Raw genomic sequence first — 16,492 nt, forward strand, 5'->3', positions numbered from 1 at the left:
GCCCCCTCGAGGAGAGGGCGCGCGCGCCGCGACCGGCGCCGCCACACAGGGAGAGAGACATGCCGAAGGATCACGGAATCGGAGCGAGCTCCAAGCGCCGGGAGGACGCGCGCTTCCTTACGGGCAAGGGCCGCTACACCGACGATATCAACGTCGCGGGGCAGGCCCATGTCGCCTTCCTGCGCTCGGACGTGGCCCATGGCCGTATCAACGGGATCGACACCTCGGCGGCGGAGGGAATGCCTGGCGTGCTCCGCGTCTTCACCGCCAAGGATTTCGAGGGCGTCGGCGGCCTCCCCTGCGGCTGGCAGATCACCTCGATCGACGGCAATCCCATGCAGGAGCCCAAGCACCCGATCCTGGCCGATGGCAAGGTCCGCCATGTCGGCGACCCCATCGCCGCCGTCGTCGCCGAGACCGCCGCGCAGGCCCGCGACGCCGCCGAGGCCATCGTTCCCGACATCGAGACGCTGCCCGCCGTCATCGACATGAAGGCCGCCCTGGCCGAGGGCGCGCCCAAGGTCCATGACGACCTGACCTCGAACCTCTGCTACGACTGGGGCTTCGTCCAGGAGAACAAGGAGGCCGTCGATAAGGCCGTGGCCGAGGCCGCCCATGTCACCACGCTGGAATTGGTAAACAACCGCCTCGTCGCCAACCCGATGGAGCCCCGCGTCGCCGTTGGCGACTACGCGCTGCATTCCGACGAGTCGACGCTCTACACCACCTCGCAGAACCCCCATGTGATCCGCCTGCTGATGGGCGCCTTTGTCCTCGGCATCCCCGAGCACAAGCTGCGCGTGGTCGCCCCCGATGTGGGCGGCGGCTTCGGCACCAAGATCTTCCACTACGCGGAGGAGGCGTTCTGCACTTTCGCCGCCAAGGAGTTGCAGCGCCCGGTCAAGTGGACCTCGACCCGCTCCGAGGCGTTCATGTCCGACGCCCATGGCCGCGACCATGTCACCAAGATCGAACTGGCGCTCGACGCGGACAACAACTTCACCGCGATCCGCTGCCAGACCTACGCCAACATGGGCGCCTATCTGTCGACCTTCGCGCCCTCGGTCCCGACCTGGCTGCACGGCACGCTCTTGGCGGGCAACTACAAGACGCCGCTGATCTACACCAACGTGAAGGCGGTCTTCACCAACACCGTCCCTGTCGATGCCTATCGCGGCGCGGGCCGGCCCGAGGCCACCTTCCAGCTGGAGCGGGTCATCGACATGGCCGCGCGCGAGCTGGGCGTCGATCCGGTGGCACTCCGCCGTCAGAACTTTATCACCGAGTTCCCCTATGCCACCCCCGTGGCCGTCGAATACGACACCGGCGACTACGAAGGCACGATGACGAAGCTGCTCGCGATGATCGACCGCGACGGCTTCGCCGAACGGCGCAGGCAGAGCGAGGCCAACGGCAAGCTCCGCGGTCTCGGCATCAACTGCTATATCGAGGCCTGCGGGATCGCGCCCTCGCAGCTGGTGGGCCAGCTCGGCGCTCGCGCGGGTCTCTACGAATCCGCCACCGTCCGCGTGAACGCGACCGGCGGCCTGGTCGTCATGACAGGCTCGCACAGCCACGGGCAGGGACACGAGACCTCCTTCGCCCAGGTCGTGGCCGACATGATCGGCATCGACGAGGGCCAGGTCGAGATCGTCCATGGCGACACCGCCAATACGCCCATGGGCATGGGCACCTACGGCTCCCGCTCGCTGGCGGTGGGCGGCTCGGCCATGGTGCGCGCGACCGAGAAGATCATCGCCAAGGCCAAGAAGATCGCCTCCCACCTGATGGAGGCCTCCGCCGACGATATCGAGCTCAAGGACGGCAAGTTCACCGTCGCCGGCACCGACAAGGAACTGGCCTGGGGCGATGTGACCCTCGCGGCCTATGTGCCCCACAACTACCCGCTGGACGAGATCGAGCCCGGCCTGGAGGAGACGGCGTTCTACGACCCGAACAACTTCACCTATCCCGCCGGCGCCTATGCCTGCGAGGTGGAGGTCGATCCCGAGACCGGCAAGGTGGACATCCTCGCCATGGCCGCCGCCGACGATTTCGGCAATGTCGTCAACCCGATGATCGTCGAGGGTCAGGTCCATGGCGGGCTGGCCCAGGGCATCGGACAGGCGCTCCTGGAGAACTGCGCCTACGACGCCGACGGCCAGCTGCTCAGCGCGTCCTACATGGATTACGCGATGCCGCGGGCCCATGACATGCCGATGTTCCAGGTCGACCACTCGTCGCAGACGCCCTGCACCCACAATCCGCTGGGCGTGAAGGGCTGTGGCGAGGCGGGGGCCATCGGCTCGCCCCCCTCGGTCGTCAACGCGGTGATCGACGCCCTGCAATCGGGCGGCCATGACGTGCGCCATATCGACATGCCCCTGACCCCGGCGCGGGTCTGGTCGGCGATGAACGCCGCGAAGTGAGTCCTCGGGGCGGCCAGAACGCCGCCCCGCCCATCGCAGGAAGGAAAGGCCCCTTTTTCTTCCCTGCTCAAATATCCCGGGGGGTCCGGGGGGCTGGCCCCCCGGCCACGCCGGTCACGGAGAGACCACCCATGTACGACTTTACCCTCACCCGCCCGACCACCATCGCCGACGCGGTCAGCGCGCTTCAGGGCGAGGACGCGCAGCCCATCGCTGGCGGCCAGACCCTGTTGCCGACGATGAAGGCCCGGCTCGCCCAGGCCGAGACGTTCGTCTCGCTGACCGGGATCAGCGAGATGCGCGGCATCTCCGCCGCGGATGGCGTCCTGACCCTAGGCGGCGGCGCCACCCATGCCACCGTCGCGCGCGAGGCGGCGGCCAGCTACCCGGCGCTCGCCTCCCTCGCGGGCCGGATTGGCGACCCGGCGGTGCGCACCCGCGGCACCGTGGGCGGCAGCATCGCCAATAACGACCCCTCCGCGTGCTATCCCGCCGGCGCGCTGGGCTCCGGGGCGACGATCACCGCGACCGGGCCGAACGGATCGCGCGAGATCGCGGCGGACGATTACTTCCAGGGCATGTTCGCCACCGCCTTGGAAGAGGGCGAGATCATCACCAAGGTCGCTTTCCCGATCCCGGAGAAGGCCGCCTACGAGAAGATGCTCCAGCCCGCCTCCCGCTTCCCGCTGGTCGCGGTCTTCGTAGCGAAATACGCTGACGGCGTGCGCGTCGCGATCACCGGGGCCTCGACCGATGGCGTCTTCCGTTGGTCCGAGGCGGAGGCGGCGCTGAGCGGCGATTTCTCCCCAGCCGCGATCGAGGGCCTGACCCCGCCCTCCAATGACATGATTTCGGACCTGCATGGCACGCCGGAATACCGGGCCCATCTCTGCAAGGTGCTGACCGCCCGCGCCGTTCGCTCTGCGCAGTGAAGCATCCCCGCCGCGCGCCCCGGCGCGCGGCTCCGCCCGCATGGCGATCACGTCGGAGGTGGTCGACGCGCGCCCCGCTCACGCGCGGACGTTCACCAACCCTTCGCGCGCTTTCCTGCATCCGACCGCGGCCATCCCTCCGGTGATATGCGCGACGTCGACGAGGCCCTCGCGCAACCGCACGTAATAGGGCGTGTAGCCGACATAGCCGCCAAACCCGTTGGTCGCGTTGTATTCCCCGCAGATGATCTGATCCCCGCCCGCGGTCGCGAATTGCCGGGCGTTGCGAAAGCGCGCGCCTTCGGGATCGCGCAGGGCTTCGCGAATATGGGTCTGCGCGATCTGGGCGTCCTCCGCGCGCAGCGCGACCGGGCTCACGGAGACCGGTTCGCTCGCGACGCAGGCCGAGAGGAGAGGAAGAGCGAGGAGGACGAGGCGCGACATGACGCCACCCTCCCCGTAATAGGGTTACGAAACGGTTAACGCCGCCCCCGGCAGGCGCGGCGTCATGGGGACGGTCAGACCATTTTCGGATGCAGCACGACCCGCGAGCGGAGCGGCACCCGGTTGTAGAGGTCGATCGCCTGGTCGTTCACCAGACGCGCGCAGCCGTTCGACACAGCGGACCCGATGGTCGATGGGGCGTTCGTGCCGTGGATCCGCAGATAGGTGTCGCCGCGTCCCGGCTCGAATAGATAGAGCGCGCGCGCGCCGAGCGGGTTGTCCGGCCCGCCGGGCATCCCGTCTTCCCACTCCTTGTAGGCGGGGTTGCGTTCGATCATCGACTTGGTCGGCGTCCAGGAGGGCCATTCCTTCTTCGCGCCGACATAGAATTCGCCGCTCTCGTAAAGGCCCGGCCGGCCGACCCCGACCATGTAGCGGATCGCCCGCGCCCCCGGCAGGGTCCAGTAGAGCATGAAGCTGTCGGGAATCACGTGCAGCTCGTTGGCGGGGATCTCCGGCCGGATATCGACCTCGACCGGCAAAAGCGACGCGGGCGAGGTCTGTGCCCCGGCCGGTTCCACGGCCGCGAGGCCCAGAAGGCCGACGGCCGCACCGCCCATCAATACGTCACGTCTGTGCATCTCAATCGCTCCTTCCAAGAACCCGAACACCCCTGGCAGGGGGGCATGCGGAGGGGTCGTCCCGCAGGTTGTCTTTCTATCACGGAAACGCGCGGCGGCGCGCAAGGTTTCGCCGTTCACGATCCCGCGTATCGGGGCGGAGCCGTGCCCGCAGCGCCGCAGCAGGTCAGGTGTTGAACAGGAAATGCAGCACGTCGCCGTCGCGTACGGTGTATCCCTTGCCCTCGGCCCGCATCTTGCCCGCCTCCTTGGCGGCCTGCTCGCCGCCCAGCGCGACGAAATCCTCGTAGGAGATGGTCTCGGCCCGGATGAAGCCTTTCTCGAAATCGCCATGGATCACGCCCGCCGCCTTGGGCGCGGTCGTGCCGACGGGAATCGTCCAGGCCCGCGCCTCCTTGGGGCCGACGGTGAAATAGGTCTCCAGCGACAGGAGCGCATAGCCTGCGCGGATCAGCCGGTCGAGCCCGGCCTCCTCCAGCCCCATCTCCGCCAGGAACTCCGCCGCCTCCTCGTCGGAAAGCTGTGCGATCTCCTCTTCGATCTGGGCCGAGATGACGACATGCGCGGCGCCCTGCGCGGCGGCCATCTTGGCGACCGCTTCGGAATGCGCATTGCCACTCGCGGCCGAAGCCTCGTCCACGTTGCAGACGTAAAGGATCGGCTTCGCCGTCAGCAACTGCAACAGGCTCCAGGCGCGCGCGTCCTCCGGGTCGATCTCCAGCGAGCGGGCCGGGCGCCCCTCTTCCAGCGCGGCCAGTGCGGCCTTCAGCAGCCGCTCCTGCTGGACCGCGTCCTTGTCGCCGCCGCGTACCTTGCGGCTTAGGCCCTGGAGCCGCTTCTCGATCGATTCCATATCGGCGATCATCAGCTCGGTCTCGATCACCTCGGCATCCTCGACCGGGTTCACGCGGCCCTCCACATGGGTCACGTCCCCATCCTCGAAGCAGCGCAGCACATGGGCGATGGCGTCGGTCTCGCGGATGTTGGCCAGGAACTGGTTGCCCAGCCCCTCCCCCTTGGAGGCCCCCTTCACCAGACCGGCAATGTCCACGAAGGTCATGCGGGCCGGGATCTTCTGCTTGGACTTGGCGATCTCGGCCAGGGTGTCGAGCCGCGCGTCGGGCACGGCCACGTCGCCCACATTCGGGTCGATCGTGCAGAACGGAAAATTGGCCGCCTGCGCGGCGGCGGTCTTGGTCAGCGCGTTGAACAGGGTCGACTTGCCGACATTCGGCAGACCCACGATGCCCATCTTGAAACCCATGACGCTCTCCTTCGCGGCCCGCGCCCGCTTAGCCTCGCGCCCTGGCAGGGGCAAGTGGACCTCCCGCTCCGAGGCGCCCCTCTTCTTCCCTGTAAAAATATCCCACGGGGGTCCGGGGGTGTGAAACCCCCGGCGCTCTCCGCCTGTGCGGCGCTAGAGAGGCTTGTTGCGCCGCTCGAAGATGATGAACCAGGCCAGCAGGATGAACATCGGATGGGTCAGGCCGCCCGAGAAGAACAGCGCCGGGACCCAGATGAAGAAGACGACGATCCCCAGGATCGGCCGCCTGGCGAGCAGGATCGACAAAGGGGGCAGCAGGAGGGCGAGCAGATAGTTCATATGGGTGACATGGGCACGGGCTTCCCCCCCGTCCAGAGCCTTGGCGCCTGTCCACGATTGACCTTGCCGCCCGGCTCGGGCACCCCTCGGCCAGCCAGACCGGAGCGTTCCATGACCCGCATCGATGCCACCTTCGCCCGCCTCGCCCAGGAAGGCCGCCGCGCCTTCGTCGCCTATGTGATGGCCGGGGACCCGGATGCCGAGACCGCGACCGAGATCGTCAAGGGCCTGCCCGCTGCCGGCGTCGACGTGATCGAGCTGGGCGTGCCCTTCACCGATCCGATGGCCGACGGCCCGACCATCCAGCTTGCCGGGCAGCGCGCGCTGGAGGGGGGCATGACGCTCGACCGCACGCTCGACATCGTCCGCGCGCTCCGGGCGGAGGACGACACCACGCCCGTCGTGTTGATGGGCTACTACAACCCGATCTATTCCAAGGGCGTCGACCGCTTCCTGGCCGAGGCGACCGAGGCCGGGGTCGATGGGTTGATCGTGGTGGACCTGCCGCCCGAGGAAGATGACGAGCTCTGCCTGCCCGCCCAGGCGGCGGGGATGAACTTCATCCGGCTCGCCACGCCCACCACCGACGACAAGCGCCTGCCCAAGGTGCTCCAGAACACCTCCGGTTTCGTCTATTACGTCTCGATCACCGGGATCACCGGGACGGGCGCGGCCTCGGCCGCGAAGGTCGGACCCGAGGTCGCGCGGATCAAGGCGAAGACCGACCTGCCGGTCATCGTGGGCTTCGGCATCAAGACGCCCGAGGCCGCGCGCGAGATCGCGGGCGTGGCCGATGGCTGCGTCGTCGGCTCCGCCATCGTCGAGCGCATCGGCAAGGGCGACAGCGTGGCCGACGTGCTGGCCTATGTGAAATCGCTGGCGGACGGGGCGCATTCCGCCTGACGGCGGCGGGTCAGCAGTTCTCCGACGGGTTCTCCAGCGGGCAGCTCTGGTCGCCCGCCTCACAGAGCGCGTCCACGAAGTCGGCCAGGCTTTCGCAATAGCCCGTCCCGTCCTCGCCCTCTTCCCAGGCCTTCGCGATGGCTTTGATCAGATCCGCGATTTCCGGCTTGAAGTAGTCCTTCGGCTTCAGCCCGGGCTGGAAGGGCGTCTCCAGCGGAACGTTGTGGTTCAGGAAGGCGACCTCGCTGGCCAGATCGGCCACGAAGGTCCGGTTTGGTGGCCCGCCCGTGCTGGTGTCGGTGAGGGGGAAATCGAAGCGCCAGGGGTCGTTCGACCCGGCGCAGGCGCCCATCGGTCCCGTGAAGGTAACGCCCGAGAGCGCGAAGGTCTCAAGCTCGGTCGACGCGCTGTAATCGACGGTCGGAAAGGACGGGTTCGGGGATTGCGGCGTGTCGATCGTATGGTTGTCCTCGTCGAGCCAGAGCGTCCGATCGGGGTCGAAGATCCGCAGCCCGCAGAAATTGTCCGGCATCACCGGAAAGCCCGTCTCGTCCAGCGGCAGAACCGGCAGCTGGTCGACATGGAGCGACAGGCGATAATTCGGCGGCGGCAGCGTCGGGCTGAAGCGGATCGTGATGTCCCGGCTTCCGGCCCCGGAGCGGAACTCGATCCAGTCGGGCGTATCGGGGAAGTCGGCGGTGCTGACGCCGGTCGGAGGCGGCTGCTGATCCGGGACGACGCGGCGCAATTCCAGATCGGCCAGGGTCCGGCCCGCCGCCGTCTGCTCGGCGGCGAAGGGCCCGAACGCACCGAAATCGCGCAGCGCGGAGACGGCGCTCGGCCCATCTCCCTGCCGCCAGAGGCCGACATAGAGGACTTCGCCGCCGATCTCGACCGTTTCCATGTCGACCAGTTCCTGGCCATCGGCGATCCGCGTATCGCGCTCCGCGGTGAAGGCCGGGCGCGGCATCGGCGGGGACATCTTGGTCGTGCTGTTTGTGACTTCGGTGCGGAACACCCCGTGATAGAAGGTTTCGCCGTTGAACCGCTCCAACTCGACATCGAACAGGAACATCCCCGATTGCGCGATCTGCTCGCCGGTGGCGAGGACGTCGTCGAGCGGCAAGGCCGCGCCGGCCTGTGCGGCGATGCTGCCGTCATTCCAGACGGCTTCGAATTCGATGTCATCGGCCAGGGCCGGGTTCGGAATCAGGAAAGTGCAGGGATGGGCGAATCGGATCGCGCTCTTCGGAAAATCCTCGGGTTTCAATGGAACTGGGGGCACAAGAAAAACGCGAGCCTTGCGGTGCGGACCGCAGGCCAAAGATGACGTTTCGTAAGCCTACACCATCGGCCGGTTTCGATCACGTGAAGATTTCCGCACCCGGTGGCTCAGCGCAGCGGGAGGGTGAAGGGCGCACCCCAGCCATGCACGCTGTCATGGGCGCGCAGGGTCACGTCCATCACGCCCTCGGGCACGGCGACGCCACTCAGCGACCGGGTAAAAGGTTGCTCCGTCTCGTGAGGATGGAGCAGCTTGCGGTGGCCCAGCTCGGTGCCGTCGGGGGAGAAGACCGACCAGCCATCGGCATAATGCTCCCACCCCGAATCGGGATGGCTGACGGTGACGGAGAAGGTCCAGCCGCTCGGGACTTGTCGTGCCGTCGCGCCTTCGACGATGGGCGCATCGGCCAGGGCCGGCATGGCGAAAAGGAGGAAAGGGAGTGCGTAGCGCATGGCTCAATCCTCCATCAGGACGCCCCGGGAGGTCGATGCAAATTCCCGTGACAGCACCGTCCAGACCGTCACCGCGACGGCCGCCAGCAGGCCCCAGGGGCCCAGCAGCCAGCCCAGCGCCGCGAAGGCGAAATAGACCGCCCGGAGCCCGCGATTGAAATTCAGTGCCGCGCGTACGTTCAACTCCGCCGCCTGTCCGGCCCGGGGCAGGGTGCGCGGGTCCGACGGGTCGTTGGGCACGGAGGCCATGACCACGGCGCAATAGCCGAACAGGCGGTTCGACCAGACGAATTTGAACGCGCCGTAGACCAGCAGCAGCGCGACGACGGCGAGGCGCAGTTGCAGGACTTCCTCCGGCGGGGCGTCGAGGCCCACGCCCATGGCCAAGCCGTCCAGCCGCTCCGCGTTTCCGGCCAGCGCCAGCACGCCGCCGACCGAGATCATCGCCGCCGAGGTCAGGAAGGTCGTGCCCTGGCGCAGGCTGGCCAGGATGGTCGCGTCGAAGATGCGGGGCTGGCGGGTGGTCATCTCCACCATCCAGTCCCGGCGATAGGCCTGCATCAGCCGCGTGACCGAGGCCCGCCCGGGGGGCGGATGCTCGATCACCCAGCCGCTCCCGATCCAAGCCAGGAGCAGCACGGCAAGGGCAAGCAGGTCGGGCGGGGTCAGGGGGACGGGCAGAACGGCGAGCATGCCGCACCCTTATCAGGGCAGTCCCGCCTTGCCTTCGGAGAAATTGGTTATATTATTTTACCAATCCAGACTAGGGAGGCCGTCCGATGGAAATGCCAAAGCCCGATCCCTTCGTGCTCGATCGCAAGGCGGAGCTGATTTCCCGCTTGCTGACGGTGCTGCCCGAGGACGCGGTCATCTCCGATGTTGAGGAAACCCGCGCATACGAGTGCGACGCGCTGACCGCTTATCGCTGTCCTCCGCTGGCCGCGGTGCTGCCCCGGTCGACGCAGGAGGTGTCGGACGTGCTCCGCATCTGCCACGAAATGGACGTGCCTGTCGTCCCCCGCGGCTCTGGCACGTCGCTGGCCGGCGGGGCGTTGCCGACGGCCGATAGCGTCATCCTTGGCGTGTCGCGCCTGACGGATGTGCTTGAGACCGATTACGACGATCGCATCATCCGGGTGCAGACCGGCCGCACGAACCTGTCGGTCACCGGCGCGGTGGAAGCGGACGGCTTCTTCTACGCACCCGACCCGTCCTCGCAGCTGGCCTGCGCCATCGCGGGCAATATCGCGATGAATTCGGGCGGGGCGCATTGCCTCAAATACGGGGTGACGACCAACAACCTGCTTGGCGTGACGCTGGTGCAGATGGACGGCACCGTGGTCGAGATCGGCGGCGCGCATATGGACGCGGGCGGGCTGGACCTGCTGGGCGTGATCTGCGGCTCGGAGGGGCAGCTGGGCATCGTCACCGAAGCCACCCTGCGCATCCTGCCCAAGCCCGAAGGCGCGCGCCCCGTGCTGATCGGCTACGATTCGCTGGAGGTGGCGGGGGCCTGTGTGGCCGACATCATCAAGGCGGGCGTCCTGCCGGTGGCCATCGAGTTCATGGACCGGATCATCATCCGCATCGTCGAGGATTACGCCAAGGCGGGCTATCCCGATTGCGAGGCGCTGCTGATCGTCGAGGTCGAGGGCTCCGAGGACGAGATCGAGGAGCAGCTGGCGCTGATCGAAGAGATCGCCCGCCGCCACGACCCGGTCGAGCTGCGTCGCAGCCAGGGCGAGGACGAGAGCGCCAAGATCTGGCTGGGCCGCAAATCGGCCTTCGGCGCGACGGGGCGGATCAGCGACTACATGTGCCTGGACGGAACCATTCCCGTCAGCGAGCTGCCCCGGGTGCTCGGCGGCATCGACCGGCTGTCGAAGGAATATGGGCTGGCCGTGGGCAATGTCTTCCACGCGGGGGACGGCAACATGCATCCGCTGATCATGTATGACGCCAACACCCCGGGTCAGTTGGAAACCTGCGAGGCGTTGGGCGCCGAGATCCTGAAGCTTTGCGTCGAGGTCGGCGGGTGCCTGACCGGCGAGCATGGCGTGGGCATCGAGAAGCGGGATCTGATGACCCATCAGTTCGCGCCCGAGGACATGGAGGCGCAGATGCGCGTCAAGGATGTGCTTGACCCGAAATGGCTGTTGAACCCCGCCAAGGTCTTTCCGTTGAGCGTCACCCAGGAGCGGCGCGCGGGCTGAGGGGGCGGGAGCCTCCGGCGGGGATATTTTTACAGGAAAGAAGGAGGGGGCCGTGCTTCGACCCGAATCCGAGCAGCAGATGGCCGAGATCGTGCGCGGGGCCAACGGGCCGCTCAGCCTGCGCGGCGGAGCCACGCGACATGTGCCGGGGGCCGGCGAGGCGGTGACCACTGCCGGTCTGACGGGCATCACGCTCTATGAACCGGGCGCGCTGACGCTGGTGGCGCGGGCGGGCACGCCCATGGCCGAGATCGAGGCGGCGCTGGCGGCCGAGAACCAGCGGCTGCCGTTCGAGCCGATGGACCATCGCTTGTTGCTGGGCACCGAGGGGGTGCCGACCATCGGCGGCGCCGTGGCGATGAACGTCTCCGGCCCGCGCCGGGTGCAGGCGGGCGCCTGCCGCGACTCGCTCATTGGGGTGCGCTTCGTCGACGGAACGGGGGCCATCGTCAAGAATGGCGGCCGGGTGATGAAGAACGTCACCGGCTATGATCTCGTCAAGCTGCTCGCCGGGTCGCTGGGGACGCTGGGAGTGCTCACCGAGGTGAGCTTCAAGGTGCTGCCGGCGGCGGCGATGCAAGCGACGCTCGTGCTGGATGGGCTCTCGGTCGAAGACGCGGTGCGCGCCATGGCGGCGGGGCTGTCGTCGCCCTTCGAAGTGACGGGCGCGGCGCATGATCCGGCGGCGGGAAAGACCTGGCTCCGGATCGAGGGGCTGGAGGGCTCCGTCGATTATCGCGCCGGGGAACTGGCGCGGGTGCTGGCCCCCTTCGGAGCGGCGGAGCGGTTGGACCCGAATGAGTCCGACACCGTATGGCGGGCCGTGCGGGATGCGGAGGCGATGCTCGGCGAGGGCGATGTCTGGCGCGTCCATGTCCGCGCGAGCCATGCGCCGCAGGTCGTCGCGCGGGCCCAGGCGCAGGCGGCGCTGCTCGACTGGGGCGGCGGGCTCGTGTGGCTGCGGCTGCCGGCGGGGACGGACCTGCGCGCGCGGCTCGACGGTGTGCCGGGGCACGCGACGCGCGTCCGGGGGCAGGGGCCGGGGGCGCTGCCGCCCGAGGCGCCCGCGCTGGCGGCGCTGACCCAAGGCATTCGGGCGAAATTCGATCCGCGTGGTATCCTGTCCGGCGCCGCCGAGGCATGACCTTCCCGCCAGCCTTCTCTGTGGCTGTCCTGATGCGGCAGGCCCTGGTGCTGCGGCTCTGCGCGGCTCGCGCGCCGCTCCTGGGCGACAGCATCGCCCTGGCCGCGCTGCTGGTCGCTTCGGGCCTGCTGGCCGTCGCCGTTTCGGTCGGCGGAGGCGCGCCGGGGATGTTCGCGCTGATCCTGGCTGCCGCGACGCTGGGCCTGGCCGGGGCCTTCTACTCCTTCCGTTTCGTGTCCGACGCGGTGCCGCGCGCCGTCGCGGCCTTCGTTCTCGCGTGCCTCCCGATCCCCGCGATCGAGCTGGTGCCACGCCTTCCGATCTGAGGTTTCCATGCAGACCACCTTCACACCCGAACAGCTCGCCGATCCGCAGACCGCCCGCTCCAACGAGATCCTTCGGTCCTGCGTGCATTGCGGGTTCTGCACGGCGACGTGCCCGACCTATCAGGTGCTGGGCGATGAGCTCGACAGCCCCCGTGGCCGCATCTACCTCATCAAGGACATGCTGGAGAACGACCGGCCGGCGGATGCCAAGACGGTCAAGCATATCGACCGCTGCCTCTCCTGCCTCGCCTGCATGACGACCTGCCCCTCGGGCGTGCATTACATGCACCTCGTCGACCACGCGCGGGAGCATATCGAAAAGACCTACAAGCGGCCCCTGATGGACAGGCTGCTGCGCTGGACGCTGGCGCAGATCCTGCCCTATCCGTACCGCTTCCGGCTGGCGCTGCTGGGCGCGAAGATCGGACGGCCCTTTGCCTGGGCGATGCCCGACGCGCGGCTCAAGGCGATGCTGGCCATGGCGCCCAAGACCATCCCGCCGGTGAGCCGCAACGACGACCCGCAGACCTTCCCCGCCAAGGACAAGAAGGTTCGTGTCGCGCTGATGACGGGCTGCGCGCAGAAGGCGCTGAACACCGACATCAACGACGCGACCATCCGGCTGCTGACGCGGCTGGGGGCCGAGGTCGTGGTGGCCGAGGGCGCGGGCTGCTGCGGGGCGCTGACCCATCACATGGGCAAGACCGACGACAGCCACGCCTTCGCCGCGAAGAACATCAAGGCCTGGGTGAAGGAGGCGGATGGCGCGGGGCTGGACGCGATCGTGATCAACACCTCGGGCTGCGGCACGACGGTCAAGGATTACGGGCATATGTTCCGTAACGATCCGCTGGCCGAGGACGCCGCGCGGGTGAGCGCCCTGGCCAAGGATGTCTCGGAAGTGCTGCTGGAGCTTCTGCCCAAGGACCACCCGTTCCAGACGCCGCCGCGCCCCGCCCGGGACGGCGTGGGCGGCGTGCCGACGGGGCGCGTGCCGGAGGACGCGGGGGCGGGGCCCCTGCATGTCGCCTACCACGCCGCCTGCTCGCTTCAACACGGCCAGCAGATCAAGGGCGCGCCGAAGGAGCTGCTCAAGCGCGCGGGCTTCACCGTGCTGGAGCCCAAAGACCCGCATCTCTGCTGCGGCAGCGCGGGCACCTACAATCTGATGCAGCCGGAGATCAGCCAGGAGCTGAAACGCCGCAAGGTCGCCACCCTGGAGGCGCGGCAGCCGGACGTCATCGCCGCCGGCAATATCGGCTGTATGATGCAGATCGGTTCGGGCACGGAGGTGCCGATCGTCCATACCGTCGAGCTTCTGGACTGGGCGACGGGCGGTCCCGTGCCTCCTGCGATCGCGCGCGGGGGCCAGTCTGCCCCGCCGGTGCCACAATTGCGCTGACCTCGCGCCATATCGGCCTGTCATCGAACGAGGCAGATGCCCGTTTCCTGGACAGTGTCGATGCGAAATCTCCTTCTCGCTTTCGGGTTGTGCCTCTGCCTGTCCTGCGTGTCAGCCGCCGCCGAGGGGCTTCAGGCGCTGGAGACGGAGGCGGAGATCTTCGGCTTTGAGGCGGTCGGGCGCATCGACTATGTCGGTGCCCGCGAAAGGGGCTTTTGCACCGGCACGCTGATCGCCCGGGATCTGGTGCTGACGGCGGCGCATTGCGTCGTCGATGAGGCCGGGACGGCGCGCGCGCCCTCGGATCTGACCTTCCTCGCCGGTCTGCGTCAGGGCCGCGCCAAGGGCGAGCGGGGGGTGCGCCGCATCTCCATCCACCCGGATTATACCTATAGCGTCGATCCCTCCCGCGACATCGTCGCCTCGGATCTGGCCCTGTTGGAGCTCGACCGGCCGATCGACTATTGGTCGATCCCACCGCTGCCCACGGGCCGGACGCTGGACCGGGGGCAGGGTGTGCAGGTCGTCAGCTATGCGCGCGGGCGTGACGATACCTCCTCGCGGGAGGCGGACTGCTCGGTTCTGGACCGGCAGGACCGGGTGATCGTGCTCGATTGCCAGGCGACCTTCGGCGCGTCCGGCTCTCCGGTCTTCGTGTCGACCTCGGCCGGGTTGCGCGTCGTCTCGGTGGTTTCGGCCATCGGCACATATGACGGGGCGCCTGCAACCTATGCCGTCACTGTGACCGATGCGATGCCCATCCTTCTCAGCGCGTTCCAATCCTCGCCGACGGGGTGGAGCGCGCCTGCGAGAGCGGCGGTCGCGGCCCCCTCGGGGCCGCGCCTCCTGCGCCCCGGCAACCGGAGCGGCGCGAGCGGCCAGATCCGGTTCCTGCGTCCGGGCCAGTGAAGATCTGGCGACAATGCCGCCGTCCGCGCCCTGAAAGTTTCCAACACTGGTAACAATCGCGGCCCGCTCCTGCCGCCTTCGCTCCCTAGTCAGGGGAAAAGACAGACAGGGGGCAAGGCATGCGAACGACCTTGAGCAAGATCACGATCGCCACGCTCGGCGCGTTTCTCTTTCTTTCTTCGCCGGTCTCGTCCGAGGGCCTGCGGACGCTGTCGACCGCCGACGAGAATCGCGGCTGGGAGGCGGTGGGCCGGCTCAATTTCGGGGCGGCCGGGTTTTGCACCGCCGCGATGCTGACCTCCGATATCGTGCTGACGGCGGCCCATTGCCTCTATGACAAAGGCACCGATCTGGCCGTGCCCGCGGACGAGATCGAGTTCCAGGCCGGCCTGCGCTTTGGCCGGGCCGAGGCCGCGCGGGGCATCCGCCGCATCGTGATCCATCCCGACTACGATTTCGCGGATCCGGATCGGCTGGGGCGCGTCGGCTCCGACGTGGCTCTGCTCGAATTGGACCGCCCGATCCGCGACGGCCATGTCCGCCCCTTCCGCACCCAGTTCCGGGTGGGGTCCGGGCAGGAGGTCCAGGTCGTCAGCTATGCCAAATCCCGTGCCGACGCGCCCTCGCGCGAGGAGGCCTGCGAGATTCTCACCCGCGACGAAGAGATTCTCGTTCTGTCTTGCGAGGCGGATTTCGGCTCCTCCGGAGCGCCGGTCTTCGCCAATTTCGACGGCGAGATCCGCATCGTCTCGGTGATCTCGGCCAAGGCCGTCTGGGAGGGCCGCCCGGTCGCCCTGGCCGCCGTGATGGAGGGCGAATTGAGTGCCTTGCTGGCGGAGTTCGCGCAGACGCCGGCCTTCACGCCGGTCGAGCAGGGGATCGCGCCGGGGGAGACGATCGACACGCGCGCGACCCAGTGACGGCTTGACGGCTTGACGGCTTGACGGCTTGACCCTGGGGCAGGGCGCGCCACCATTCCGCGCATGCTCCGACCGATCCTCGCCGCCCTGTTCGCCGCTTCTCCCGTCTTGGCCGAGTGCCCGCCCGCGCCCGACATCTCCGCCGAGATGGACGCGCTGATCGCACAGATCGGCGAGGTGGAGAACGAGATGGCTGCGCGGCCCCTCTCCAACGCCATGTGGGAGCAATGGCTGCGGGCCCCCGACCGTCGGGCGCAGGAGCTGCTGGATGAGGGTATGTCCCGGCGCAGTTCCTATGATTTTCTAGGGGCGATCGCCGCCTTCGACGCGCTCATCGAATACTGTCCGAACTATGCCGAGGGCTACAACCAGCGGGCCTTCGCCAATTTCCTGCGCTCCGATTTCGCGGCGGCGCTGCCCGATCTCGACCGCGCCATCGCGCTGCGTCCGCGCCACGTCGCCGCCATCGCGGGCAAGGGGTTGACGCTGATCTCCATGGGCCGGGTGGCCGAGGGGCAGGACGCCATCCGCGAGGCTGTGGCGCTGAACCCCTGGCTGTCCGAGCGGCGCCTTCTGGACATGCCCGCCGAGCCGCTGCGCGACGGGATCGACCTCTAGGCTTGCCAGCCCGCTTGCGCGACCCTAGGCACGGAGGCCGTGCAGGCGTGGTGGAATCGGTAGACACAGCGGACTTAAAATCCGCCGGGCCCAGCCCATGCGGGTTCGAGTCCCGCCGCCTGCACCATTGAAATCGTTAAGGGATTTTTGCTGCGCCGCCTTGGCGCTCCGGGGGCGAACGGTCTCTGGGTGCCTCATGGCTGCCAGTCAACGTGTAGACTGTCCTGGGGCTTGGCTCTGCAACCGCTGCAATGCGCTGGTGACACGCCCG

The 16,492-nt window shown here is 68.2% G+C and carries 17 protein-coding genes and 1 tRNA gene; 11 read left to right on the forward strand and 7 right to left on the reverse strand.

The window, feature by feature from the left end:
- Nucleotides 1-59 precede the first annotated feature (59 nt).
- A complete protein-coding gene (locus DTQ71_RS12295; RefSeq protein WP_109564593.1) occupies nt 60-2,429 on the forward strand; it encodes a xanthine dehydrogenase family protein molybdopterin-binding subunit in 2,370 nt (789 codons plus the stop codon).
- A gap of 131 nt (nt 2,430-2,560) precedes the next feature.
- The gene (locus DTQ71_RS12300; RefSeq protein ID WP_109564594.1) at nt 2,561-3,361 is read left to right on the forward strand and encodes an FAD binding domain-containing protein; all 801 of its coding nucleotides are present in this window, start codon (nt 2,561-2,563) and stop codon (nt 3,359-3,361) included.
- A gap of 78 nt (nt 3,362-3,439) precedes the next feature.
- Here DTQ71_RS12300 and DTQ71_RS12305 read toward each other — a convergent pair whose 3' ends face one another.
- The 4 genes from DTQ71_RS12305 to DTQ71_RS12320 all read right to left on the reverse strand — a co-directional run bounded on the left by DTQ71_RS12305 (nt 3,440) and on the right by DTQ71_RS12320 (nt 6,049).
- Entirely contained in the window at nt 3,440-3,805 is a 366-nt protein-coding gene (locus tag DTQ71_RS12305; RefSeq protein WP_109564595.1) for a hypothetical protein, read from the reverse strand.
- A gap of 74 nt (nt 3,806-3,879) precedes the next feature.
- Nucleotides 3,880-4,446: a L,D-transpeptidase gene (locus DTQ71_RS12310; RefSeq protein ID WP_109564596.1), complete on the reverse strand. Its 567-nt coding sequence runs from the start codon at nt 4,444-4,446 to the stop codon at nt 3,880-3,882.
- A gap of 166 nt (nt 4,447-4,612) precedes the next feature.
- Complete coding sequence (gene ychF, locus DTQ71_RS12315; protein WP_109564597.1) at nt 4,613-5,710, reverse strand: redox-regulated ATPase YchF; 1,098 nt, start codon at nt 5,708-5,710, stop codon at nt 4,613-4,615.
- Between the two features lie 153 nt (nt 5,711-5,863).
- Nucleotides 5,864-6,049 (reverse strand): hypothetical protein, encoded by a 186-nt coding sequence (locus tag DTQ71_RS12320; RefSeq protein WP_109564598.1) that lies wholly within the window; start codon nt 6,047-6,049, stop codon nt 5,864-5,866.
- Nucleotides 6,050-6,160: 111 nt separating this feature from the next.
- Between DTQ71_RS12320 and trpA the strand changes: the two genes are divergently transcribed.
- On the forward strand, nt 6,161-6,952 hold the full coding sequence (gene trpA, locus DTQ71_RS12325) for a tryptophan synthase subunit alpha (protein ID WP_109564599.1): 792 nt from the start codon (nt 6,161-6,163) through the stop codon (nt 6,950-6,952).
- 10 nt (nt 6,953-6,962) lie between these two features.
- Here the strand turns inward: trpA and DTQ71_RS12330 are convergent, their stop codons facing one another.
- From DTQ71_RS12330 to DTQ71_RS12340, 3 genes are all read right to left on the reverse strand, one after another.
- Nucleotides 6,963-8,222 (reverse strand): hypothetical protein, encoded by a 1,260-nt coding sequence (locus DTQ71_RS12330; protein WP_109564600.1) that lies wholly within the window; start codon nt 8,220-8,222, stop codon nt 6,963-6,965.
- A gap of 122 nt (nt 8,223-8,344) precedes the next feature.
- On the reverse strand, nt 8,345-8,689 hold the full coding sequence (locus tag DTQ71_RS12335; RefSeq protein ID WP_109564601.1) for a hypothetical protein: 345 nt from the start codon (nt 8,687-8,689) through the stop codon (nt 8,345-8,347).
- Between the two features lie 3 nt (nt 8,690-8,692).
- Nucleotides 8,693-9,382 carry a DUF599 domain-containing protein gene (locus DTQ71_RS12340; RefSeq protein WP_109564602.1) on the reverse strand — a complete coding sequence of 230 codons (690 nt, stop codon included), beginning with the start codon at nt 9,380-9,382 and terminating at the stop codon, nt 8,693-8,695.
- An 86-nt stretch (nt 9,383-9,468) separates the two neighbouring features.
- Here DTQ71_RS12340 and DTQ71_RS12345 point away from each other — a divergent pair, with 86 nt between their 5' ends.
- The 8 genes from DTQ71_RS12345 to DTQ71_RS12380 all read left to right on the forward strand — a co-directional run bounded on the left by DTQ71_RS12345 (nt 9,469) and on the right by DTQ71_RS12380 (nt 16,348).
- Nucleotides 9,469-10,902 carry an FAD-linked oxidase C-terminal domain-containing protein gene (locus tag DTQ71_RS12345; RefSeq protein ID WP_109564603.1) on the forward strand — a complete coding sequence of 478 codons (1,434 nt, stop codon included), beginning with the start codon at nt 9,469-9,471 and terminating at the stop codon, nt 10,900-10,902.
- A gap of 52 nt (nt 10,903-10,954) precedes the next feature.
- Entirely contained in the window at nt 10,955-12,046 is a 1,092-nt protein-coding gene (locus DTQ71_RS12350) for an FAD-binding protein (protein ID WP_109564604.1), read from the forward strand.
- Nucleotides 12,043-12,372 (forward strand): hypothetical protein, encoded by a 330-nt coding sequence (locus tag DTQ71_RS12355; RefSeq protein ID WP_109564605.1) that lies wholly within the window; start codon nt 12,043-12,045, stop codon nt 12,370-12,372. Before DTQ71_RS12350 ends, DTQ71_RS12355 begins: the two co-directional genes overlap by 4 nt.
- Before the next feature lie 7 nt (nt 12,373-12,379).
- Nucleotides 12,380-13,774, forward strand: coding sequence for a glycolate oxidase subunit GlcF (gene glcF, locus DTQ71_RS12360; protein ID WP_109564606.1), 1,395 nt, complete (start codon nt 12,380-12,382; stop codon nt 13,772-13,774).
- A 60-nt stretch (nt 13,775-13,834) separates the two neighbouring features.
- Nucleotides 13,835-14,683, forward strand: coding sequence for a trypsin-like serine peptidase (locus DTQ71_RS12365; protein ID WP_170125418.1), 849 nt, complete (start codon nt 13,835-13,837; stop codon nt 14,681-14,683).
- Between the two features lie 131 nt (nt 14,684-14,814).
- Nucleotides 14,815-15,603 (forward strand): trypsin-like serine peptidase, encoded by a 789-nt coding sequence (locus DTQ71_RS12370; protein WP_170125419.1) that lies wholly within the window; start codon nt 14,815-14,817, stop codon nt 15,601-15,603.
- 63 nt (nt 15,604-15,666) lie between these two features.
- A complete protein-coding gene (locus tag DTQ71_RS12375) occupies nt 15,667-16,221 on the forward strand; it encodes a tetratricopeptide repeat protein (protein WP_109564609.1) in 555 nt (184 codons plus the stop codon).
- A gap of 41 nt (nt 16,222-16,262) precedes the next feature.
- A tRNA-Leu gene (locus tag DTQ71_RS12380) sits at nt 16,263-16,348 on the forward strand.
- Nucleotides 16,349-16,492 lie beyond the last annotated feature (144 nt).

The sequence above is a fragment of the Jannaschia seohaensis genome (assembly GCF_900116765.1).
Taxonomy (GTDB): domain Bacteria; phylum Pseudomonadota; class Alphaproteobacteria; order Rhodobacterales; family Rhodobacteraceae; genus Jannaschia; species Jannaschia seohaensis.